Here is a 21,321-nt window from a genome sequence, read left to right as displayed (position 1 = left end):
GTCGCGCGTTGATCGCGCAATCCCGATGCTGGAGGTCGATAGCGCGTGAACGATACTAATGGGCAGCCCTTCCAGGCGCCCGAATTCCTCCTCGGCGGCGGCGAGACCGGCGGGTTGATCGCCGCGCATGATTGGTCGGGCACGTCGCTTGGCCCGATTCAGCAATGGCCGCAAAGCCTGCGGACGACGCTCGGCTTCGTGCTGCGGTCGCCGGTGCCGATGACGATGATGTGGGGCATCGAGGGCGTCATGCTCTACAACGATGCCTTCTCGGTGTTCGCGGGGGGGCGTCACCCTGAGCAGCTCGGCAAGCCGGTGCGCGAGGCGTGGCCCGAGGTTGCCGACTTCAACGACAATGTGATCAAGGTCGCGCTCGCTGGCGGGACGCTCGCTTATAAGGACCAGGAACTCACGCTGTACCGCGACGGTGTCGCCGAACAGGTCTGGATGAACCTTGATTATTCGCCGGTGCTCGACGCGTTCGACCGGCCGGCCGGCGTGCTGGCGATCGTGATCGAAACCACCGAACGCGTCGCCGCCGAGCGCGCGCTGCGCGACGAGCGCGATCGCACCCGCGACGTGCTCGACAATATGGGCGATGCCTTTGCGCTGCTCGACAAGGATTTCCGCATCGTCGAGATGAACGCGGCCGCCTGGCGCCTCGAAGCGCGGCCGCGCGAGCAGGTGATCGGCAAGACGCATTGGGAGGCGCACCCCGACGCCGCCCCCGAACTCAGCCAACTATACCGGCGGGCGATGACCTCGGGCCAGCCCGTCGAACTCGAACATCGCTATGTCTGGCCCGACGGGCGCGAATCCTGGATCGACATGCGCGCCTACCCGGTCGGCGAGGGGCTGGCGGTCTTCTATCGCGATATTTCGGATCGCAAGCACGACGAGGCCGCACTCGCCGAAAGCGAAACGCGTTTCCGCAACATGGCCGACCAGGCGCCGGTGATGATGTGGGTCACCGATCCGAGCGGCTTTTGCACCTACCTCAACCGGCGCTGGTACGAGTTCACCGGCCAGGAGGTCGGCACCGGCGAGGGCTATGGCTGGCTCGACGCGATCCATGACGACGATCGGCCGCTCGCCGAGGAAGCCTTTGTGACGGCGAATGCCAAGCAAGAGGATTACCGCGTCGAGTTCCGCATCCGCCGCGCCGATGGCGTCTATCGCTGGGCGATCGACGCCGCCGCCGCGCGCTTTGGTGCCGATGGCGCATATCATGGCTATGTCGGCTCGGTGATCGATATCGACGAGCGGCGCGAGGCCGAGGCTGCGCTCCAGGCATCGACCGCGCGGGCGCAGAAACTGGCTGCCGAACAGGTGGCGATCCTGGGTCAGCTCGCCGAGGGGGTGATCGTCACCGATCGCGAAGGCAACATCACCTTCGTCAACGATGCCGCCAGCCGGATCCACGGCGTCAGCCGGCTCGATGTCGCCCCCGATGCCTATAGCAGCGCCTATCATTTGCTCACGCTCGATCGCGAACCCTATCCGACCGATCAATTGCCGCTGGTCCGTGCGGTGCAGGGCGAGACCGTGGCCGAGGCACGCTGGCGCATCCAGCGGCCCGACGGTTCCGAAGTCCTTGCTGTCGGCAGTGCCTGCCCGGTCCGCGACGAAAATGGCGAGACGCTCGGCGCGGTGCTGACCTTGCGCGACGATACCGAGCGCGCCGAAGCCGAACGGCAGTTGCGCGAGAACGAGGCGCGGCTGCGTGCCCTGACCGACAACCTGCCCTCGGGAATGGTCTATCAGATCGCGACGGGCAATGATGGCGCGCAGCGACGGTTTCTATACGTCTCGCAGAGCCACGAAAAGCTCACCGGCATCCCCGCCGACGCGGTGCTCGCCGATCCGACTATACCGTATAGCTTGATCCTTCCCGAGGACCGCCCCGCGCTGCTGGCGGCGGAGGCCGCGGCGATGGCGGCGCGTAAGCCGTTCGACGTCCAGATGCGGTTCCGCCGCGCCGACGGCATGGTACGCTGGTCACGGATCATCTCGGCGCCGCGCGATCAGATCGACGGATCGGTCGTCTGGGACGGTATCCAGGTCGACATCACTGATCAGAAGCGCGCCGAAGCGCTGCTCGTCGAGATGAACGACGAGCTCGAGCGCCGCGTCGCCGAACGCACGCGCGAGCTTGAGGAAGCGCAGGAGGCGCTTCGCCAGGCGCAGAAGATGGAGGCCGTTGGGCAGCTCACCGGCGGGATCGCGCACGACTTCAACAACCTGCTCACGGGGGTGATCGGCTCGCTCGACATGATGCAGCGCCGGATGGCGAAGGGCGAGACCGACAAGATCGAGCGCTATGCGACCACCGCGATGACCGCGGCCAATCGCGCCGCTGCGCTCACCCACCGGCTGCTCGCCTTCTCGCGCCGCCAGCCGCTCGATCCCAGGCCGGTCAACGCCAATCGGCTGGTGAGCGGCATGGAGGAGCTGCTTCGCCGCACCATCGGCGAAAGCGTCAGGCTCGAGATCGTCACCGCGGGGGGGCTGTGGCAGACGTTGTGCGATCCCAACCAACTCGAAAGCGCCATCCTCAATCTCGCGATCAACGCGCGCGACGCGATGCCCGATGGCGGCGAGCTGACGATCGAGACCTGCAATGCGCATCTCGACAACGCCTATGCTGCGCAGCATCGCGAGGTGGCGCCGGGCCAATATGTCTGCATCAGCGTCACCGATTCGGGCAGCGGAATGACCAAGGCGGTCATCGGCAAGGCGTTCGAGCCCTTCTTCACCACCAAGCCGATCGGGCAGGGTACGGGGCTAGGGCTGTCGATGATCTACGGCTTCACCCGCCAGTCCGAAGGCTATGCGCGGATCTATTCGGAGGTCGGCCAGGGAACGACGATCAAGCTGTACCTGCCGCGCTATCTCGGTGAGGCCGAGGAGTCGCAGGTTAGCCACCGCGAACTCACCGACGCGCATCGTGCCGAAGATGGCGAGGTGGTGCTGGTGGTCGAAGACGAAACCGCGGTGCGCGATCTGGTCGTCGATGTGCTCGAAGAGCTCGGCTATCGCGCGATCGAGGCGGTCGATGGCCCGGCGGGGCTCAAGCTCCTGCAGTCCGATATCCGGCTCGACCTGCTGGTCACCGACATCGGCCTGCCCGGGCTCAACGGCCGCCAGCTTGCTGACGCCGCGCGCGAGCGGCGGCCCGATCTCAAGATCCTGTTCATGACCGGCTATGCCGAGAATGCGACGATCGCCAACGGCTTCCTCGACCCCGGCATGGAGATGATCACCAAGCCCTTCGCGATTGAGGCGTTGGTGACGCGCATCCGCGATATGATCGAAGACCGATGACCTTGGAAGAACTCGGCTGGAACCCGCATTTCAGCAGCCAACTATCGCCCGACGAGGCCGACGAGTGCCATCCTGTCCGGGTGATGTCGGTGCATCGCGGGCAGATCGCGGTGGCGGGGGCGGCATCGCAGCGTTTCGTTACCCCCTATATCGCCGGCGCCAGCGCAGCCGATGACCACCCCACCGTGGGCGACTGGCTGTTGATCGACAGTCACTCGCTCCAGCCGATTCGCGTGCTGACGCGGCTGAACCTGTTCAAGCGCCGCTCGCCGGGCGATCCGCGCAAGGAACAGATGATCGCCGCCAATGTCGACACGGTGTTTATCGTCGCATCGTGTAACCAGGATTTCAGCGTCCCCCGGCTCGAACGCTATCTGGTGCTGGCGCGCGAAGTCGGGGTGAACGCGGTGGTGGTGCTCACCAAGATCGACCTGACCGACACGCCCGAGGCATTCGCCGAGGCCGCGCGCGCGATCGAGCCGGGGCTGCGCGTCGAGTCCGTCGATGCCCGCGATCCCGCCAGCGTCGCGCGGCTGGCGGCGTGGTGCGGCCGCGGCAAGACCGTCGCGCTGCTGGGGTCGTCGGGGGTCGGCAAATCGACGCTGGTCAACACGCTGCGCGCGTCGGACAGCATCGCGACCCAGGCGGTGCGCGCGCATGACGGCACCGGTCGCCACACGACCACGGTGCGGACGATGCACCGGCTCGATCATGGCGGGTGGCTGCTCGACCTGCCGGGCATGCGCGAATTGCAATTGGCGCAGGCGGCGACGGGGATCGCGGAAATCTTCGACGACTTCGCGTTGGCGGCGCAGGATTGCCGCTTTTCGGACTGCTCGCATCGAAGCGAACCCGGCTGCGCGGTCCGCGCCGCGATCGCCTCGGGCGCGCTGACCCAGGCGCGCTTCGATCGCTGGACGCAGCTGTCCGCCGAAGAGGCGGGCACCGCATCGCTGCAAACGAGACGCCGACCTCGCTGAGCTCGCGCCGGACATCGTCGGCTTGAGTTCTGCCAGCTTTTGCTGTCAACATGGCAGCGCGCTGGGGACCGGGCGCCGGGGGGCGTGGCGTGACGCAACGAAAGACCCAGATCGTGGTGGTCGGCGGCGGCGCCGGGGGGCTCGAACTCGTCCGCAAGCTCGGCGCGCGCTATGGCCGCAAGCGCCACGACATCATCCTGATCGATCGCAACCTCACCCATATCTGGAAGCCGTTGCTCCACGAAGTCGCGGCGGGCTCGCTCGACGCCAATCTCGACGAGGTCGGCTATGGCGGGCATGCGGTGCGCTGGGGCTATCGCTTCTTCAACGGCAGCATCGAAAGCATCGATCGCGTCGCGCGCACCATTACCACCGCGCCGCTGATCGACGAACGCGGCGACGAGATCATCGGCCGCCACAGCATCCGCTACGATTATCTGGTGTTGGCGATCGGCGGCATCTCGAACGACTTCGGCGTGCCGGGGGTGCGCGAACACGCGATGTTCCTCGAGGATCGCCCGCAGGCCGACCGCTTCCGCCAGAAGCTGCTAAACGCGTGCCTGCGCACCAACCATGCCCACCAGACCGGCGATGCGCATGCGAGGGTGCGTGTCAGCATCGTCGGCGGCGGCGCCACCGGGGTCGAGCTCGCCGCCGAGCTCTACAACGCCGCCAAGGCGCTGCGCCACTACGGGCTCGAGGTGTTCGACGAGACCAAGCTCGAAGTCTCGCTGATCGAGGCGGGGCCACGGATCCTGCCCGCGCTCGACGAGGCGCTGGCGGCGACCGCCAAGCTCGAACTCGAGCGGCTGGGGGTGCGCGTGCTCGACAACACCCAGGTTACCGCGCTCGAGGATCGGCGGGTGCGGATCGGCGATGGTACCAGCATTGACGCCGATCTGATCGTCTGGGCGGCGGGGGTGAAGGGCGCCGAGGAGATCAAGACGATGAGCGATCTAGAGCTCACCCGCGGCAACCAGATCGTCGTGCGCCCGACGCTGCAATCGAAGGCCGACGATCGGATCTATGCGCTGGGCGATTGCGCCTCGTGCCTGCTTCCGGGTCGCGAGCGCCCGATCCCGCCGCGCGCGCAATCGGCGCACCAGATGGCGAGCCTGGTCTTTACCAATCTGGTCCTCGCGCAGGAGGGCAAGCCGCTGCGCGACTTCGTGTATCAGGACCACGGGTCGCTGGTGTCGCTCAGCCGCTTCTCGACCGTTGGGAGCCTGATGGGCAACCTCATCGGCGGGCGGATGTTCGTCCAGGGCTGGATCGCGCGCACGGTATATACTTCGCTCTACCGGATGCACCTGATCGCGATCCACGGCTGGTGGCGCGGCACCGGGCTGATCTTGATCGGCCACGTCAACCAGATCGTCCGCCCCAAGCTCAAGCTGCACTAGCCGGCGGAAAGGCCGCGGCCGATCAATCGAGCCTTACATGCTCGGGATGCAGATACGCCGGATCGAAGTCCGACAGGCGCTTGAGCCGTTCGATATCGCAGATCGTCAGCTGTTCGCGCTCGAAGACGATCAGCTTGTCCTGCCGCAGCTTCTGGATGACCCGGTTGACGTGGACGGGCGTCAGCCCGAGCGAATCGGCGATCTCGACCTGGGTCAGCGGCATCAGGAACTGATCGCCCGCGACCAGCCCGACATTGTTCATCCGCTCGTACATTTCGCACATCAGGTGCGCGGTCCGTTTGAACGCGTCGCGGCGGCCGAGATTGACGATCCACGCGCGCAGCACCCCCTCGTCGACCAATGTCGCCCACCACAGCGCCTGCGCGAGCTCGGGCTGTTGGCGGATCAGTTCGTGCAGCTTCTGCAGCGGGATATACGCGATCTTCGCCGGACCAAGCGTCGCGATGCTATGATCCATCTGCTGCAGCACCATGGTGTGCAGGTCGCAGAAGTCGCCCGGGATCAGAAACGCCGTGATCTGTCGTGAACCGTCGGCCAGGTTATTATAGCGGATCGCCCAACCCTCGAGGATCAGATGCAGCCGGTTGGGCTTATCGCCCTCGCGAAGGATATCGTAATTGGGCGGCATTACGCGCGCATGGTCGCACAAGCCCCTTAGCACCTCGCGCTGATCTTTGGTGAGATCGGCAACATTTTCCAATTTGGCGACTAGCGGGTTGTCCATTGGAACGAACCTTTTCGTGCATTGGGAAAAGCGGGAGACGGCCGCGCAACATCCTGTTCTCAGCATTGCCCAGATTGGCCGCTGCGCCAAGGCCCGGTTCGAATACGGTCAAAGGTGACGATCGATGTTGACGGTCGGGCGTCACTCGACGCTTGCGCCGCGCAGGCATCATTCATCCGGCCGCGCCCAACAAATGCACCGCCAACCACCTCGTCGGCTCGTCGGGCGCGGTGAAGGTAACCCAATGGCGCGCGCCGCCGGGGATCAGCATATGATCGCCCGGCGCGAGCGATCGCTCGGGCTCGCCCTCTACCAGCAGCCGCGCGGCGCCACTGAGAAGCATCACCCATTCGTCGTGCGGTTGCTGGTAGGGGTGGTCGTGCGGGGTGACGTGACCGTGCGAGACGATCCGCTCGATCAGCACCCCGCGCCGTTGCAGCAGCGCCTCGAACGTCTCGTCGCTCATGCTGTCGCTCCCCTTCTTCAGGGGATCAGCCGGTCGGCGCGCAATTGCTCGAACAACGCGAAGAACGAATCGTCGGTGGGGCGATAGCCGGTGAAGCCCAGCCGCCGGCTCTTCGACATGTCGGTCACCACTTCGATCGGCCGGCCTAGATCGGCATCGGTGTGCCAGGGTGAAGCCAGCCGGTCGAGCGCGGGCTCGGCAAGTCCCTCGCGCTCGGCGAGCGCACGCCATACGCCTTGATCGCCCGCCATCTGTTCGGCGAGCGGCTGCACGCTGCCGTCGAACGGCGCCGGCTCGATCTCGAACCATTCGGCGATCCGGCCCCACATCCATTGCCAGCGAAACACGTCGCCGTTGACGATGTTGAACGCCTCGTTCTGCGCCGCCGGGGTGGTCACCGCCCACAGCAGATGCTCGGCGAGCTGCCGCGCATCGGTCATGTCGGTGAGCCCTTCCCATTGCGCCGCCGATCCGGGGAAGCGGAACGGGCGACCGGTTTCGCGGCACAGCGTGGCGTACACCGCCAGCGTGGTGCCCATGTTCATGGCATTGCCCACCGCCTTGCCGATCACCGTATGCGGGCGATGGACGCTCCAGCTGAAGCCGTCGCGCGCCGCGGCAGCGAACACTTCGTCTTCCTGCGCGTAATAGAAATTCTCGATGTCGAGCCGGCCCTGCACTTCGCGGAACGGGGTCTGCGGCAGCGCGCCTTTGCCATAGGCCTCGAACGGCCCGAGATAATGTTTCAGTCCGGTCACCAGCGCGACATGGCGCGCGCTGCCCGCGGGGCGCAGCGCGTCGAGCAGGTTGCGCACCATCAGCGAATTGACACGGATATTTTCGGCCTCGCTGTCCTGCCGCAGCCAGGTGCTGATGAACACCGCATCGGGACGAAGCGTGGCGAGCGCGGCGGCGGTGCCCTCGGAATCGAGCAGGTCGGCGGCCGCCGGCTGGACGCCGGCCTGCTCGGCGGGGCGGCGCGCCAGACCGTGGACGGTCCAGCCCTGCTCGACCAGCAACGCCGCGGTCGCGCTGCCGACGATCCCGCTCGCGCCCACTACCAATGCCGTTTTCGCCATATGCCTGTTTCCTTATCGGTTTGTCGGGTCACAGCTAGGGAGCGGGGAAGGTAACCGCCAGTCGCGCCTTGCGTAAGGTCGTGCCGCGCCGCGCCGCGCCGCCCTCACCGTGCCGAACGATGGCGATCGATCCCTTCGACACCGGCGTTCGCCTCGGCTAGAACGCCGGCCATGTCCGATCTTTCCTTCGATCTCGGCGAGCCAGCGCCGCCGCCCAAGCCCGAGGCGTATCGGGTGCTGGCGCGCAAATACCGTCCGCAGACCTTTGCCGAACTGATCGGCCAGGACGCGATGGTCACCACGCTGGGCAATGCGATCAAGCGCGACCGGCTGGCGCATGCCTTCCTGCTCACCGGGGTGCGCGGGGTCGGCAAGACGTCGACCGCGCGGCTGATTGCCAAGGCGCTCAACTGCATCGGGGCGGACGGGCAGGGCGGGCCGACGATCGATCCGTGCGGGGTGTGCGATCCGTGCATCGCGATCGCCGAGGGGCGGCATATCGACGTGATCGAGATGGACGCCGCGAGCCATACCGGCGTCGACGACGTCCGCGAGATCATCGAGGCGTCGCGCTATTCGGCGGTGTCGGCGCGCTACAAGATCTACATCGTCGACGAAGTTCATATGCTCTCGAAAAGCGCCTTCAACGCGCTGTTGAAGACGCTTGAAGAGCCACCCGCGCATGTGAAGTTCCTGTTCGCGACCACCGAGGTGAACAAGGTGCCGATCACCGTGCTGTCGCGTTGCCAGCGCTTCGATCTGCGGCGGATCGGTTCGGACAAGCTGGCGGCGCATTTCGCGCATGTCGTTACCGCCGAGGGGTTCGAGGCCGAGCCCGAGGCGCTGGCGCTGATCGCGCGCGCTGCCGAAGGATCGGCGCGCGACGGGCTTTCGATTCTCGACCAGGCGATCGCGCATGCCGGGCTCGAGGGCGGCGGGGTGCGCGCCGTGGTCGTTCGCGACATGCTGGGGCTGTCGGATCGCGGTGCGGTGCGCGCGATGTTCGCGCTGTTGCTTGGCGGCGATTCGGCAGGGGCGCTGGCGGCGCTGCGGAAGCAATATGATCTGGGGGTCGATCCGCTGTCGGTGCTGCGGACGCTGCTCGAGACGGTGCATGGCGTGACGCTCGCCAAGGTGGGGACCGAGCCCGATCCTTCGCAGCCGGTCGAAGAGCGCGAGGCGCTCGCCGACTGGGCGTCGCGGCTGTCGTTTCCGATCCTCCACCGGCTGTGGCAGCTGCTGCTCAAGGGGCATGACGAGGTCGCGCGCGCGGCGATGCCGATCGAGGCGTGTGAAATGGCGCTGCTGCGCGTGATCCATGCGTCGCAACTGCCCGACCCCGGCGACCTGGCGCGGCAGCTTGCCGACGGCAAGACGCCGGCGATCCAGGCCCCGCCCCAGCAGCCGCAACCCGCTGCGGCGGAGCCCGTTGCGGCGGCACCGTTGCCAGCTTCGACCGCGCCGGCGTTGCCCGACACGGTCGAGGCGATCCGCGACCTGCTCGCCCGCCATGGCCGTCACGCGCTGGGCGAAGCGGTGCGCAACCATGCGCGCCCGACTCGGATCGAACCGCCCGAGATCGAGCTCGGGACGCAGCGACCGATCCCTTCGGACTTCGCGCGTGACCTTGCCGACGAACTCAAGCGGATCACTGGCGCGCGTTGGCGCGTTACCACCAGCGACGCCGCCGGCCAGCCTTCGATGCGCGAAGCCGAAGAGGCTGCCGAGGCCGCGAAGGAAGCAGAAGTACGCAATTCCCCCGTCGTCGCAGCTGCACTTGCCGCCTTTCCCGGAGCAAGGCTGCTCGGCGTAACCCCCGATCGGAGTGTAGGATGAAGAACCTAGAAGACATCATGGCAATGGCGCAGAACGTCCAGGCCGAACTCGAAAAGGCGCAGGCGAGCCTCGATACGATCGAGGTCGAAGGCGTCTCGGGCGGCGGCCTGGTCAAGGTCCGCGCGAGCGCCAAGGGCCGGATCATCGGCGTCGATATCGATGAATCGCTGCTCGCGCCGTCGGAGAAGGGCATCGTCGAGGACCTCGTCGCCGCCGCGCTCAACGACGCGCGCGCGCGCGCCGATGCCGCATCGTCGGCGGAGATGTCGAAGCTCACCGCGGGGATGCCGCTGCCGCCAGGGTTCAAGCTGCCGTTCTGAGCGCGCCCAAGCTGAACGTTACACAACGGGAACAATATCGCCGATCGCGACGTTTAGCCCGCCAGTAACAACAGAGGAAAGCGTATCATGATCGAGGAACGGACCACCGAAACCAACGCGCCGCACACCACCACCGTGATCGAACGGCGCAGTGGTGGCGGTGGCAGCACGATCCTGATCGGCCTGGCACTGCTGATCGCCGTGGTCGTGGGCGCCTATTTCCTGATGAACCAGAGCCGCAACGACGCGATCAAGACCGATGCGATCACCGGCGCCGCCGATGCCGTATCGGACGGCGCGACCGCAGTCGGCGACGCCGCCAAGAAGACCGTCGAGTAACGACGCCTTACTGGCCCGCGCCCGGGTGAACCGGGCGCGGGCCGTTCAGCGAAGGCAGCTATCGAGCCCTTCGCGCCGCACCACCCCGATCCGCGACTGGATCGAGCGCGCATAGCGCCGCGTGAAGCCCGTCGGCGAGACCCCCGCGCGCTTCTTGGGCAGTGGCAATACCGCGGCGATCTGCGCCGCTTCGCGCTCCGAGAGCGTTCCCGCACCATGTTTGAAATAGCGCCGCGCGCCCTGTTCGACGCCATAGGTGCCGATCCCGGTCTCGGCGACGTTGAGATAGACCTCCATGATCCGGCGCTTGTCCCAGCCGGTCTCGATCAGCAGCGTGAACCACGCCTCCAGGCCTTTGCGAAAATAGCCGCCACCCTGCCACAGGAACACGTTCTTGGCGGTCTGCTGGCTGATCGTCGATCCGCCGCGGATGCGTCCACCCTTCGCATTGCGCACCACCGCCGCACCGATCGCCTGATAATCGAACCCGCTATGCGTGCAGAAGCGCGAATCCTCGCCGCCGATCGCCGCACGCGCCATGTCGCGGTCGATCGCCGACAGCGGCTTCCAGGTCTTGGTAACGCTGCGGCCGGCAAAGACGTCGCCCAGCATCGTCAGCGTGAAGGGCGGGGGGACGAAGCGAAAGACCACCACCAACAGCAGCGACAGCAGCACGAACGCCACCACCAGCTTCAACAACCAACCCACCATTCGCCCGCCCACCGATCGCCGTGAACGCGAAACGCCGGCTGAAGGGTGGCCCCTCCGACCGGCGCTACGCTGTTTGCTGTTGCTGCCCGTAACCATGGGCAGGAACTGCCCGATCAACCGAACGCTAGCAACCGCTTCTCGCCCGCCAGGCGCATCATGCCTTTTTGCAGCTTCTCGAACGCACGAACTTCGATCTGGCGGACCCGCTCGCGCGATACGCCATAGACTTGGCTCAGTTCCTCGAGCGTCTTGGGGTCGTCGGTCAGCCGGCGCTCGGTCAGGATATGCTTTTCACGATCGTTGAGGTCGTCCATCGCCTCGACCAGCATCGTGTGGCGGACATCGGCCTCCTGCGCATCGGCGACGCGCTCGTCCTGCAACGGCTGGTCGTCGGCGAGCCAATCCTGCCACTGGCTTTCCGAATCCTCGCGCATTGGCACGTTGAGCGAGGTGTCGCCGCCCATCGCCATGCGGCGGTTCATGCTCGTCACTTCGTCCTGCGTGACGCCCAGATCCTTGGCGATCTTCGCGAGGTCGTCAGGGCGCAAGTCGCCGTCCTCGAACGCGTCGAGCTTCGCCTTCATCCGCCGCAGGTTGAAGAACAGCTTCTTCTGCGCCGCGGTGGTGCCCATCTTCACCAGGCTCCACGACCGCAGGATGTACTCCTGGATCGACGCGCGGATCCACCACATCGCATAGGTGGCGAGGCGGAAACCGCGATCGGGCTCGAACTTCTTCACGCCCTGCATCAGCCCGATATTGCCCTCCGAGATCAGCTCGGAAACGGGCAGGCCATAGCCGCGATAGCCCATCGCGATCTTGGCCACGAGCCGCAGATGCGAAGTGACGAGCTGCGCCGCAGCCTCGGGATCCTGATGTTCCTGGAAGCGTTTCGCGAGCATATATTCACGTTCGGGCGCCAGGATGGGGAATTTCTTGATCTCGGAGAGATAGCGGTTGAGGCTGGCCTCGCCGCCCAGGGCGGGGACCGTTGCGGGCACGTTGCTGCCGATTGCCATGACCAAATCTCCCTTGATTGGGCAATATCGCTGCGCGGAGATGCGCGGGCAATATCACCATAAGTCTATACGAGAAGCGTAGTGAACAGTTCCTGCATGTCGCCCGGCATTTCGCTATCGAACGCCAAAGCGATGCTTGTCACGGGGTGAATGAACCCCAGCCGCGCGGCATGCAACGCCTGGCGGTGGAAACCCATGGTTTCCAGCATCTGACGGTGCACCGCCTTGCTCCTGCCATAGACTGGGTCGCCAAGCAGGCCGTGGCCGATCGAGGTCATGTGGACGCGCACCTGATGCGTCCGCCCGGTCTCTAATCGACATTCGAGCAAAGATGCGCCGCGCAGTTCCTTGATCAAGCGATAATGGGTGACGGCGCGCTTCCCATTTGGGGTGATCGCCATCATCTTGCGATTGGCCGACGAGCGCCCAAGCGGCGCGTCGATCGTGCCCATCAGCATGTTGGGCCGGCCGGCGACGATCGCGCGATAGCGCCGATCGATGCTGTGCGCCTTGAACTGGCTTGCCAGCCCTTCATGCGCACGATCGGACTTGGCGGCGACCATCAGCCCCGATGTGTCCTTGTCGATGCGGTGGACGATTCCCGGCCGCGCGACCCCGCCGATCCCAGAAAGCTGGCCGGCGCAATGATGTAGCAGCGCGTTGACCAGGGTGCCGTCGGGATTGCCCGCGGCGGGGTGCACCACCAGCCCGGCGGGCTTGTCGATGACGATCAGATGCTCGTCTTCATACACCACCACCAGCGACAGGTCCTGCGGCCGGGCTTCGGCGGCGACGGGTTCGGGAATGACGATCGTGAAGCGCGTGCCGGCAACCGCCTTGCGCGAGGGGTCGTTCGCAGGGAGCCCGGCGGCGTCGACGACCTGCCCCTCGGATACCAGCGCCTTCAACCGCTCGCGCGAAATCGTCGGGACGGCAAGCGCGAGCGCACGGTCGAGCCGCCAGCCATGGGCTGTATCGGCAATCAGCGCTTCTATGGTGGAAACCCCCCGGTTCATCGTCCTATGATAGATTGGTGCAGCGCATCGACATTGCAAGTTCGGCCCTCAGCTTCATCGGTGCCGCGGCGACCCGCGACCCGAGCGTCGAGGCATGCGGCCTGCTGCTCGGCATGGGCGCGATCGCGCGCGCGACCGAAGCCCGCAACGTCGCGGCCGAGCCGGCGCGCACCTTCGAGATCGATCCCGCGGCGTTGTTCGCCGCGCTGCGCGCCGAACGGGCAGGGGGCGAGCGGGTGATCGGCTATTGGCATTCGCACCCCAGCGGCGATGCGAACCCCTCGGCGACCGATGCAGCGATGGCGACGCCCGACGGTCGCATCTGGCTCATCGCTGCCAAAACCGAAGTATCGGCGTGGCAGGCGGTCGCGCGCGGTACGGTCCATGGTCGTTTCGATGCCGTCGAACTGGTCGCGATCGACGACCAACGCTTGCTTGCGACTTGACCGCGCGTGCGCCACAAGGCGCCAACCCCGTGGAGCGTAGCCTTGGATATTTCCCCGACCGAATTCGCGAGCCTTTTGTGTTCGCGGTTGTGCCATGATCTGTTGAGCCCCGTCGGCGCGCTCAACAACGGGCTCGAACTGCTTGCCGATGAAAACGACCCCGAGATGCGCGCGCGCTGCCTCGAACTGCTCGCCGAAAGCGCACGGGCTTCGGCGAATAAGCTGAAATTCTTCCGCCTGGCCTTCGGTGCCGCAGGCGGCTTCGGCGAGACGATCGACACGCGCGAGGCGCATGCCGCGATCGAGGGATTGTTCGCCGACAATCAGCGGCTGACGATCGGCTGGATGGTCGATGCACCGGTTTTGCCCAAGCATGCGGTGAAGGTGCTGATGAACCTCGCGCTGATCGGCGGCGACGCGCTGATCCGCGGCGGGCGGCTCGACATCGGTGCCGAAGCCACCGACGACCGCGTTGAGATCGTCGTGCGCGCCGATGGGACGCGGATCGTGCTCGACCCTGAATTGCGCAACGCGCTCGAAGGCGGCACCGCCGAGGACGGCGTCACCCCGCGATCGGCGGCGGCGCATCTGGTGCGGTCGCTGGTGGATCAGGGCGATGGTGAGCTTCAGGTTTCGCCTGCCGAGGCCGAAACTCTGTTGTTCGGCGCTTCGTTTCGGATGCGCTAGGCTAACCTGCCCTTAACCGGCGGGCGTCATTACCGGTCCCACGCGACTGCGGGGGCCCATGGACGATCTGCTGCAAGAATTCATTGCCGAGACCCGAGAGACGCTCGAAGCGCTGTCGGGAGAGGTCGTCGCGTGGGAAGCCGCGCCCGACGATCGCGCCCGGCTCGATTCGATTTTCCGCTTCGTCCACACGGTGAAGGGAAGCTGCGGCTTCCTTGATCTGCCGCGGCTGCAACGGCTGAGCCACGCCGCGGAGGACGTGCTGGCGCAGGTGCGCGATGGCGACCGGCGGCCCGATCGCGGATTGGTGAACGCGGTGCTGGCGATCATCGATCGGATCGGCGAGATCGTCGAGGCGATCGATGCGGGCGTCGCGCTGGACGATAGCGGTGAAGACCATCTGATCGCCGCGCTCGATGAGGGCGCGCGCGAAGTCGCGGTCGTGGAGACCGCGATCACCCCGCGCGCGCCGGCGCGCAGCGTTCGCCTCAGCGTCGACCTGCTCGACCGGATGATGGGCGGCATGTCCGACATGGTGCTCGCGCGCAACGAGCTGGCGCGGCGGATGCGCGAAGGCGACCTCGATCCCTCGGTCGAAGCCGCGCTCGAACGCATGTCGGCGACGGTCACCGAATTGCGCGACACCGTCACGCGCACGCGGATGCAGAAGATCGACGGGCTGTTTTCGGCGCTGCCGCGGATGGTGCGCGATACCGCCGCCGGGGTCGGCAAGCTGGTGACGTTGTGCGTCGAGGGCGCCGATGTCGAACTCGATCGCGAGATGATCGAGGTGATGCGCGATCCGCTGGCGCACATCATTCGCAACGCGATCGACCACGGGATCGAGTCCCCGACCGAGCGGCTGGCCGCGGGCAAGCGCGATCATGGGCGGCTGACCGTCAGCGCGCGCCAGGCTGGCAACCAGATCGTCCTGGAGATCGCCGACGACGGTCGCGGTATCGATGTCGATCGCGTCATCGCCAAGCTGGTCGCGGCGGGGCGCAGCGAGCGCGAACTGCGCGCGCTGCCCGATCGCGCCAAGCTGGGGCTGATCTTCGAAGCGGGGATGACGACCAAGGACGAAGTATCGGCGGTATCGGGTCGCGGCGTCGGGATGGACGTGGTGCGCGCCTGCGTCGAGCAGATCGGCGGGCGGATCGAGCTCGACAATGCGCCGGGTACCGGGCTTCGCATCGCGATCCATGTGCCGCTGACGCTGTCGATCATCGCCACCATCATCGTCGGGCTCGCCGAGCATCGCTTCGCGGTCCCGCGATCGGTGATCGAGGAGATCGTCGCCGAACGCGGCAATGCCGTACGTATCGATCGGATCGGCGGCAGCCAGGTGGCGCAGGTGCGCGACCGGTTGCTGCCGGTGGTCGAGCTGCGCGATCTGCTCGGCATCGACGCTCTTACCGAGCGTGCCACCCCCGGCATGCTGCTGATCGTCGGCATCGGCACGTCGAGCTTCGCGCTCGCGGTCGACAGCGTGATCGACGCCGAGGAGCTGGTCATCAAGCCCGCGGCGCCCGCGGTGATGGCGGCGGGGGTCTATGCCGGGCAGACGATGCCCGACAGCGGCCAGCCGATGCTGCTGCTCGATTGCGCCGGGATCGCCGATGTCGCCGGGCTTCGCTTCCAGCGCGAACAATTGATCGAGGCGCCCGAGGATCCGGTCGAGCAGATCCCGATGATGAAGGTACTGCTGTTCATCGATCTAGATGGCGTTCGGCGCGCGGTTGCGCTGTCGGTAGTCGATCGGATCGAACAGGTGGCGAGCGCCGCGGTCAGCATGGCGGCGGGGCGGTTGCGTCTGACGCTCGCCAGCGGGTTGCTGTCGCTGGTGGCGCAGGGCCCGCTGCCCGAAGCGACGTCGTTCCCTGTGCTCCGCCTGAAGGACGACCGGACCGAAGTCGGCTATGCGATCCTCGAGGCCGCCGACATCGTCGAAATCCCGCAGGCATTCGCACCCGCCGCGACCAGCGGCGCGGTCGCCGGAGCCAGTTTGATCGGCGGCGAGCCGGTCGAACTGCTCGACCCGTTCTGGCTGTTCGCGCAGCACGGCGACCTGCTACCGACCGCCGAGCGCCCGTTGTTCCTGATCGAACCCGATGCGGCGGGATGGATGCCGAGCTTCCTGGCGCCGATCCTCAACAATGCCGGCTATCGCGTCGCGACCGAGGCGGGGAATGACGATCGACCCGCTGCGGTGCTCCGGCTCGAAGGCGAGCCCGCGAACGAAGCGGGGGTCACCAGCGATTTGCCGGTCGTGCTGCTGCGCCACGAACGCAGCGGCGATTCGGGAATCTATCGCTACGACCGCGAAGGGCTGCTCGAGGCGCTGCGCGATTGCTCGCGCCGCGCCGGCGGAGCGCCGCGATGAACGACCTGTACCTGATCGCGCATGTCGCCGGCCGGACGGTGGCGATCGAATCGGCGTCGGTCGAATCGGTGGTCGATATCGGGCCGGTAACCCCCGTGCCGCGCGCCGCCGACACCGTGCGCGGGCTCGCGACCCTGCGCAGCCGGGTCGTGACGGTGATCGACACCCAAGCGGCGCTGGGGATCGAGCCCGATGGCGATATGGCGCGCCGCGCGATCGTCACCCAGGTCGAGGGGCATCATTACGCCTTTCTGGTCGATACGCTCGACGATGTCGCCCCATTCGCGGTGCAGCCACTTGCCGGCGCGGTCGTGCTCGAAGGCGCATGGGCGCGTGCCGGCCGCGGATTGATCGAGCGCGATGGCGAACCGGTGCTGGTCATCGACCTTGCGTGCCTGCTGCCCGTCGCCGCCGAATGAGCGCGAGGTGCGATTAACGCAACGCTTACGATGGCTGTGCAAAGCCTTCCCCATGATCGCAACAGGATGCGCCCGCTCATGAAGACCTGCCTAGTCGTCGATGATTCGAAGGTGATCCGCAAGGTCGCGCGCCACATATTGGAGACGCTCGATTTCGAAGTGCGCGAAGCCGCCGACGGACGCGAGGCGCTCGACGCCTGCCTGGCCGAGGCACCCGACGTGGTGCTGCTCGACTGGAACATGCCAGTGATGAGCGGGATGGATTTCCTGCGCGCGCTCGGCGACAGCGGCATCTCGCCGCGCCCCAAGGTGGTGTTCTGCACCACCGAGAATGGCATGGCCTATATCCGTGCGGCGATCGAGGCGGGTGCCGACGAATATGTCATGAAGCCGTTCGATCGCGAGACGCTGGAGAGCAAGTTCCAGATCGTCGGCCTGGCGTAACGCCGTGGCGACTGCGAATGCCCGGACCGAGTTCGACGTCGATCGCCGCGTCTTGATCGTCGATGATTCGGCGGTCGCGCGCGCGGTGGTGCGGCGGGTGGTCGAGGCGACCCCGGGGCACCGCGTCGCGCGCAGCGTGGCCAATGCGTCGGCGGCATTGGACTATCTCAAATCGAATGTGGTCGAGGTCGTGCTGCTCGATATCGACATGCCCGGGATCGACGGGCTGGCGGCGCTACCCGACATCCTGGCCGCGGGGCAGGGGGCGCACGTCATCGTCGTTTCTTCGGCCTGCGGCGAAGGCGCTGCCGCCACCATCGATGCGCTGGCACTCGGCGCGTCGGATACGCTGGGCAAACCGGCATCGGGCAATTTCGCCGGGCTGTTCGTGCGCGGCTTGCGCGAACGGCTCGAACGCCTCGCGCTGGCCGAGCCACAGGCTGTAGCGGTTCCGGCGAAGAAACGGACTGCGGTGGCGAGCCGCCCCGACGTCGCGGTGCTGGCGATCGGTGCCTCGACCGGGGGAATCCATGCGCTGAGCAAGCTGCTGCGCGCGCTGCCGGCCAGCTTCCAGGCCCCCATCCTTATAACCCAGCATCTTCCGGTATCGTTCATGCCGTATTTCGCGGCGCAGGTAGCGGTGCTCGCCAATCGGCCCTGCGTGGTGGCGACCGACCATCTGCGGCTTCGCAGCGGTGAAGTCGTGACCGCGCCGGGCGACGCGCATATCCGCTGTGTCGCGACGTCGGACGGGTTCGCGATCCGCTTGCTCGACAAGCCCGTCGCCAATGGCTGCATGCCCTCGGCCGATCCGATGTTCGCCAGCGTGGCGCAGCTCTGGGGCGCGCGCGCGATTGCGGTGGTGCTGAGCGGAATGGGCCGCGACGGCGCCGAGGGCGCGCAGGCGGTCGCTGCGGCGGGCGGCATGGTACTTGCGCAGGATCGGGCGACTTCGGTCGTGTGGGGGATGCCCGGAGCGGTCGCCGAAGCGGGGATCGCCGATGCGATCCTGCCGCCCGAGGCGATCGGCGCGCTGGTCGGACGCCAGGGGCGGGGGCGTTGACCGCGGCGCCGCGGCCGATCGGGGGGGCGAGTGGTGCGGTAGGGATATTGATCGGCTTGATGGAAGCGCGCACCGGCCAGCGGATCGCCGCAAATCGCGCCTGGCGGGTAGAAAGCGCGCTGAAGCCGCTGCTGCGCGCGCGCGGGTTCGAATCGCTCGACGAGCTGGTCACGGCGCTGGTCGGGGACGCGCATCGCACGCTTGCGGACGAAACCGTCGAGGCGATGCTCAACCACGAAAGCTCTTTCTTCCGCGACCCGGCGGTGATCCAGCAGGTCGGGAAGCTGGTGCACGACCAGCAAGCCTCCGCGCCCGGACGGCGGCTGCGCATCTGGTCGGCGGGCTGTTCGACCGGGCAGGAGCCGCTGAGCCTGGCAATGCTGCTCACCGAACAGAACGTGCCGGGCGAATTTCCCGATATCGTCGCGACCGATGTATCGGCGGGCGTGATCGCGCGCGCCAGGGCGGGGCGTTTCACCCAGTTCGAGATCCAGCGCGGCTTGCCGGTGCGCAGCATGGTCCGCTGGTTCGAACCCGCGGGGAAGGATTGGGTCGCATCGCCCCACCTGCTCGCGCGCGTGCAGTTCCGACGGCACAATCTGGCGCAGGATGTCGCGCCCCCTGGGCTGTTCGACGTGATCCTCTGCCGCAACGTCCTGCTGTACCTGTCGCCCGCGATGCGCAGCGCGGTGCTCGCCAAGCTGGCGGCGGCGTTGCGCCCCGATGGCCGGCTGGTGCTGGGCGCCAGCGAGACCGTGATCGGCCAGACCGATGCGCTGGTCCCCTGCCGCGCCTATCGCGGCTTCTATCATCGCAACGACAAGATGGCGGCGTCACCCGCGCCTGCTACGGCAGTCGCGCTGCGCTGATGCCTTGCGTCGATGCGCGTTCCGCCGCATCGATAGCGACCGCAGACGGGGGGCATATGGAATTCATCGAAGCACCGTCGCCCAATTTCGACGACCGCGTAGTCCCGGTGTCGCTGATCGTGCTGCACTATACCGGCATGGAGGATGCCGACGCCGCGCTGGTGCGGTTGCGTGATCCCGGTGCGGGGGTGTCGGCGCATTACCTGGTCGCCGAGGATGGGACGATCCTGCGCCTAGTCGACGAATCGCGCCGGGCCTGGCATGCGGGGCGCTCGCACTGGCGCGGGGTGCGCGACGTCAACAGCGCCTCGATCGGAATCGAGATCGTCAATCCGGGGCACCAGCTCGGCTATCGTCCCTTTCCCGAGCCGCAGATCGATGCCGTCATCCGGCTGGTTGCCGATATCAAGCAGCGTTATGCGATCACCCGCGGCAACGTCGTCGGCCATTCGGACATCGCCCCCGACCGCAAGGATGATCCGGGCGAGCTGTTCCCCTGGGGTCGGCTGGCCCGGCTAAGGCTCGCGCTGCCGCGCCCGACCAAGCACCTGATGGACCCCGAATGGGGCGATGCGGGCTTCCTGCTGGCGCTCGAGCGCTTCGGCTATGACGTCCGCGATCCGGTGAAGAGCGTCATCGCCTTTCAGCGGCGCTTCCGCCCCGAGATGATCGACGGGATCGTCGATGCCGAATGCCGGATGATCCTGCTCGCGTTGCTGCTTCCCAAACCGCAGGGCGACGACTAAGCACTGGCAAGTGCCAGAGGGTCGGGCGACCGCGGGCGGGCAACCGCGCGAGGAAAGTCCGGGCTCCACGAAACGACGGTGCCGGGTAACGCCCGGCGGGGGCGACCCTAGGGAAAGTGCCACAGAGAGCAGACGGCTAAGGCTTCGGCCCAGTCAGCGTGAAAGGGTGCGGTAAGAGCGCACCGCGCGCCTGGTAACAGGGGCGGCACGGCAAACCCCACCGGGAGCAAGACCGAATAGGGACGGCACATGCGCCTCGTTTCGGCGCGTCGTCCGGGTTGGTCGCTCGAGCGCGTCGGCAACGGCGCGCCTAGAGGAATGGTCGCCCATCCGCCCGCCGCGCAAGCGAACGGGCGGTGGACAGAACCCGGCTTACAGACCCTCTGGCATCACCGGCTCGAATACCCGCCCGGGCACTTCCATCTCGGCGATGTCGGTGTTCGCGTCGATCTCTAGCAGCGGCTTGAGCAGCCCGTCGCTCAGGTCATAGACCCAGCCGTGCAGCTGGAGCGGCTTGCCCTTGGCGAACGCCGCCTGGACGATATCGGTGCGCGCGACGTCGAGCAGCTGGTCGCGGACGTTGCATTCGACGAAGCGGTTCACCTTGGCCTCGGCGGTCGGTTGCGCCTCGATCTCCTCGGCGTGGCGCGCACGGACGCCCTTGGCGTTTTCGAGCCATTCGGCGATCGGCCCCTCGACCCCGCCGTCGAGCACCGCGCGGATGCCGCCGCAACCATAATGGCCGCACAGCACGATGTGCGGCACTTCAAGGACCTCGACCGCATATTGCAGCACCGACATGAAGTTCAGGTCGTGCGCGTGCACCAGGTTGGCGATGTTGCGGTGGATGAACATCTCGCCCGGCAGCGTCTGGGTGATCTGGTCGGGCGACACGCGGCTGTCCGAACAGCCGATCCACAGCACTTCGGGCCGCTGGCCGCCGACCTGGCGCTTGAAGAACTGGGGATCCTGCTCGGTGATTTCCTGCACCCACGCCTTGTTCGACAGGATCAGCTGTTGATAGCT

At 66.8% G+C, this 21,321-nt stretch carries 21 protein-coding genes, 1 other RNA gene and 1 pseudogene; 16 read left to right on the top strand and 7 right to left on the bottom strand.

What is annotated here, in order from left to right:
• Positions 1-219 precede the first annotated feature (219 nt).
• From NMP03_RS05500 to NMP03_RS05490, 3 genes are read left to right on the top strand one after another with little or no spacing between them, the layout of a single operon-like run.
• Entirely contained in the window at positions 220-3,324 is a 3,105-nt protein-coding gene (locus NMP03_RS05500) for a PAS domain S-box protein (RefSeq protein ID WP_256508024.1), read from the top strand.
• Positions 3,321-4,304: a ribosome small subunit-dependent GTPase A gene (gene rsgA / locus NMP03_RS05495; RefSeq protein WP_256507505.1), complete on the top strand. Its 984-nt coding sequence runs from the start codon at positions 3,321-3,323 to the stop codon at positions 4,302-4,304. Before NMP03_RS05500 ends, rsgA begins: the two co-directional genes overlap by 4 nt.
• A 50-nt stretch (positions 4,305-4,354) precedes the next feature.
• A complete protein-coding gene (locus NMP03_RS05490; RefSeq protein ID WP_406698263.1) occupies positions 4,355-5,707 on the top strand; it encodes an NAD(P)/FAD-dependent oxidoreductase in 1,353 nt (450 codons plus the stop codon).
• A 22-nt stretch (positions 5,708-5,729) separates the two neighbouring features.
• Here the strand turns inward: NMP03_RS05490 and NMP03_RS05485 are convergent, their stop codons facing one another.
• The 3 genes from NMP03_RS05485 to NMP03_RS05475 form a co-directional block, all read right to left on the bottom strand.
• On the bottom strand, positions 5,730-6,452 hold the full coding sequence (locus NMP03_RS05485) for a Crp/Fnr family transcriptional regulator (RefSeq protein ID WP_256507503.1): 723 nt from the start codon (positions 6,450-6,452) through the stop codon (positions 5,730-5,732).
• A 172-nt stretch (positions 6,453-6,624) separates the two neighbouring features.
• A complete protein-coding gene (locus NMP03_RS05480) occupies positions 6,625-6,918 on the bottom strand; it encodes a cupin domain-containing protein (protein WP_256507502.1) in 294 nt (97 codons plus the stop codon).
• A gap of 17 nt (positions 6,919-6,935) precedes the next feature.
• A complete protein-coding gene (locus NMP03_RS05475) occupies positions 6,936-7,997 on the bottom strand; it encodes an SDR family oxidoreductase (protein WP_256507501.1) in 1,062 nt (353 codons plus the stop codon).
• A gap of 171 nt (positions 7,998-8,168) precedes the next feature.
• Here NMP03_RS05475 and NMP03_RS05470 point away from each other — a divergent pair, with 171 nt between their 5' ends.
• The 3 genes from NMP03_RS05470 (at position 8,169) to NMP03_RS05460 (ending at position 10,492) form a co-directional block, all read left to right on the top strand.
• Entirely contained in the window at positions 8,169-9,833 is a 1,665-nt protein-coding gene (locus NMP03_RS05470; protein ID WP_256507500.1) for a DNA polymerase III subunit gamma/tau, read from the top strand.
• On the top strand, positions 9,830-10,153 hold the full coding sequence (locus tag NMP03_RS05465; protein WP_033921206.1) for a YbaB/EbfC family nucleoid-associated protein: 324 nt from the start codon (positions 9,830-9,832) through the stop codon (positions 10,151-10,153). Before NMP03_RS05470 ends, NMP03_RS05465 begins: the two co-directional genes overlap by 4 nt.
• A gap of 87 nt (positions 10,154-10,240) precedes the next feature.
• The gene (locus NMP03_RS05460; protein WP_256507499.1) at positions 10,241-10,492 is read left to right on the top strand and encodes a hypothetical protein; all 252 of its coding nucleotides are present in this window, start codon (positions 10,241-10,243) and stop codon (positions 10,490-10,492) included.
• Positions 10,493-10,537: 45 nt separating this feature from the next.
• On the opposite strand, the gene mtgA is transcribed toward NMP03_RS05460, so the two are convergent.
• The 3 genes from mtgA to NMP03_RS05445 form a co-directional block, all read right to left on the bottom strand.
• Positions 10,538-11,203, bottom strand: coding sequence for a monofunctional biosynthetic peptidoglycan transglycosylase (mtgA, locus tag NMP03_RS05455; RefSeq protein WP_256507498.1), 666 nt, complete (start codon positions 11,201-11,203; stop codon positions 10,538-10,540).
• A 113-nt stretch (positions 11,204-11,316) separates the two neighbouring features.
• The gene (gene rpoH / locus NMP03_RS05450; RefSeq protein WP_256507497.1) at positions 11,317-12,222 is read right to left on the bottom strand and encodes an RNA polymerase sigma factor RpoH; all 906 of its coding nucleotides are present in this window, start codon (positions 12,220-12,222) and stop codon (positions 11,317-11,319) included.
• A 65-nt stretch (positions 12,223-12,287) separates the two neighbouring features.
• Positions 12,288-13,238 (bottom strand): RluA family pseudouridine synthase, encoded by a 951-nt coding sequence (locus tag NMP03_RS05445; RefSeq protein WP_256507496.1) that lies wholly within the window; start codon positions 13,236-13,238, stop codon positions 12,288-12,290.
• Between the two features lie 17 nt (positions 13,239-13,255).
• Here NMP03_RS05445 and NMP03_RS05440 point away from each other — a divergent pair, with 17 nt between their 5' ends.
• From NMP03_RS05440 to rnpB, 9 genes are all read left to right on the top strand, one after another.
• A complete protein-coding gene (locus tag NMP03_RS05440) occupies positions 13,256-13,684 on the top strand; it encodes a M67 family metallopeptidase (protein WP_256507495.1) in 429 nt (142 codons plus the stop codon).
• A gap of 42 nt (positions 13,685-13,726) precedes the next feature.
• Complete coding sequence (locus NMP03_RS05435; RefSeq protein WP_256507494.1) at positions 13,727-14,371, top strand: histidine phosphotransferase family protein; 645 nt, start codon at positions 13,727-13,729, stop codon at positions 14,369-14,371.
• Between the two features lie 58 nt (positions 14,372-14,429).
• Positions 14,430-16,754, top strand: a complete 2,325-nt coding sequence (locus tag NMP03_RS05430) for a chemotaxis protein CheA (protein WP_256507493.1) — start codon at positions 14,430-14,432, stop codon at positions 16,752-16,754.
• Positions 16,751-17,173, top strand: a complete 423-nt coding sequence (locus tag NMP03_RS05425; RefSeq protein WP_256507492.1) for a chemotaxis protein CheW — start codon at positions 16,751-16,753, stop codon at positions 17,171-17,173. The genes NMP03_RS05430 and NMP03_RS05425 overlap by 4 nt, the downstream gene beginning before the upstream one ends.
• A gap of 78 nt (positions 17,174-17,251) precedes the next feature.
• Positions 17,252-17,617 carry a response regulator gene (locus NMP03_RS05420; protein WP_256508023.1) on the top strand — a complete coding sequence of 122 codons (366 nt, stop codon included), beginning with the start codon at positions 17,252-17,254 and terminating at the stop codon, positions 17,615-17,617.
• Positions 17,618-17,621: 4 nt separating this feature from the next.
• Positions 17,622-18,680, top strand: a complete 1,059-nt coding sequence (cheB, locus tag NMP03_RS05415; RefSeq protein ID WP_256507491.1) for a chemotaxis-specific protein-glutamate methyltransferase CheB — start codon at positions 17,622-17,624, stop codon at positions 18,678-18,680.
• On the top strand, positions 18,677-19,549 hold the full coding sequence (locus NMP03_RS05410) for a CheR family methyltransferase (RefSeq protein ID WP_319937622.1): 873 nt from the start codon (positions 18,677-18,679) through the stop codon (positions 19,547-19,549). The genes cheB and NMP03_RS05410 overlap by 4 nt, the downstream gene beginning before the upstream one ends.
• A gap of 56 nt (positions 19,550-19,605) precedes the next feature.
• Positions 19,606-20,295, top strand: a complete 690-nt coding sequence (locus tag NMP03_RS05405) for an N-acetylmuramoyl-L-alanine amidase (protein WP_256507490.1) — start codon at positions 19,606-19,608, stop codon at positions 20,293-20,295.
• A 13-nt stretch (positions 20,296-20,308) separates the two neighbouring features.
• Positions 20,309-20,686, top strand: an RNA gene (gene rnpB, locus NMP03_RS05400) — RNase P RNA component class A.
• Positions 20,687-20,823: 137 nt separating this feature from the next.
• Here the strand turns inward: rnpB and NMP03_RS05395 are convergent.
• Positions 20,824-21,189, bottom strand: a pseudogene (locus tag NMP03_RS05395) (carbonic anhydrase); the annotation flags it as partial.
• On the opposite strand from NMP03_RS05395, the gene NMP03_RS05390 reads away from it, so the two are divergent.
• Complete coding sequence (locus tag NMP03_RS05390; protein WP_256507489.1) at positions 21,143-21,316, top strand: hypothetical protein; 174 nt, start codon at positions 21,143-21,145, stop codon at positions 21,314-21,316. The pseudogene NMP03_RS05395 and the gene NMP03_RS05390 overlap by 47 nt on opposite strands.
• Positions 21,317-21,321 lie beyond the last annotated feature (5 nt).

The organism is Sphingomonas qomolangmaensis (genome assembly GCF_024496245.1).
Classification (GTDB): domain Bacteria; phylum Pseudomonadota; class Alphaproteobacteria; order Sphingomonadales; family Sphingomonadaceae; genus Sphingomonas; species Sphingomonas qomolangmaensis.
Note: the sequence above shows the minus strand (reverse complement) of the source record. Positions and strands in the feature narration are given on the sequence as shown.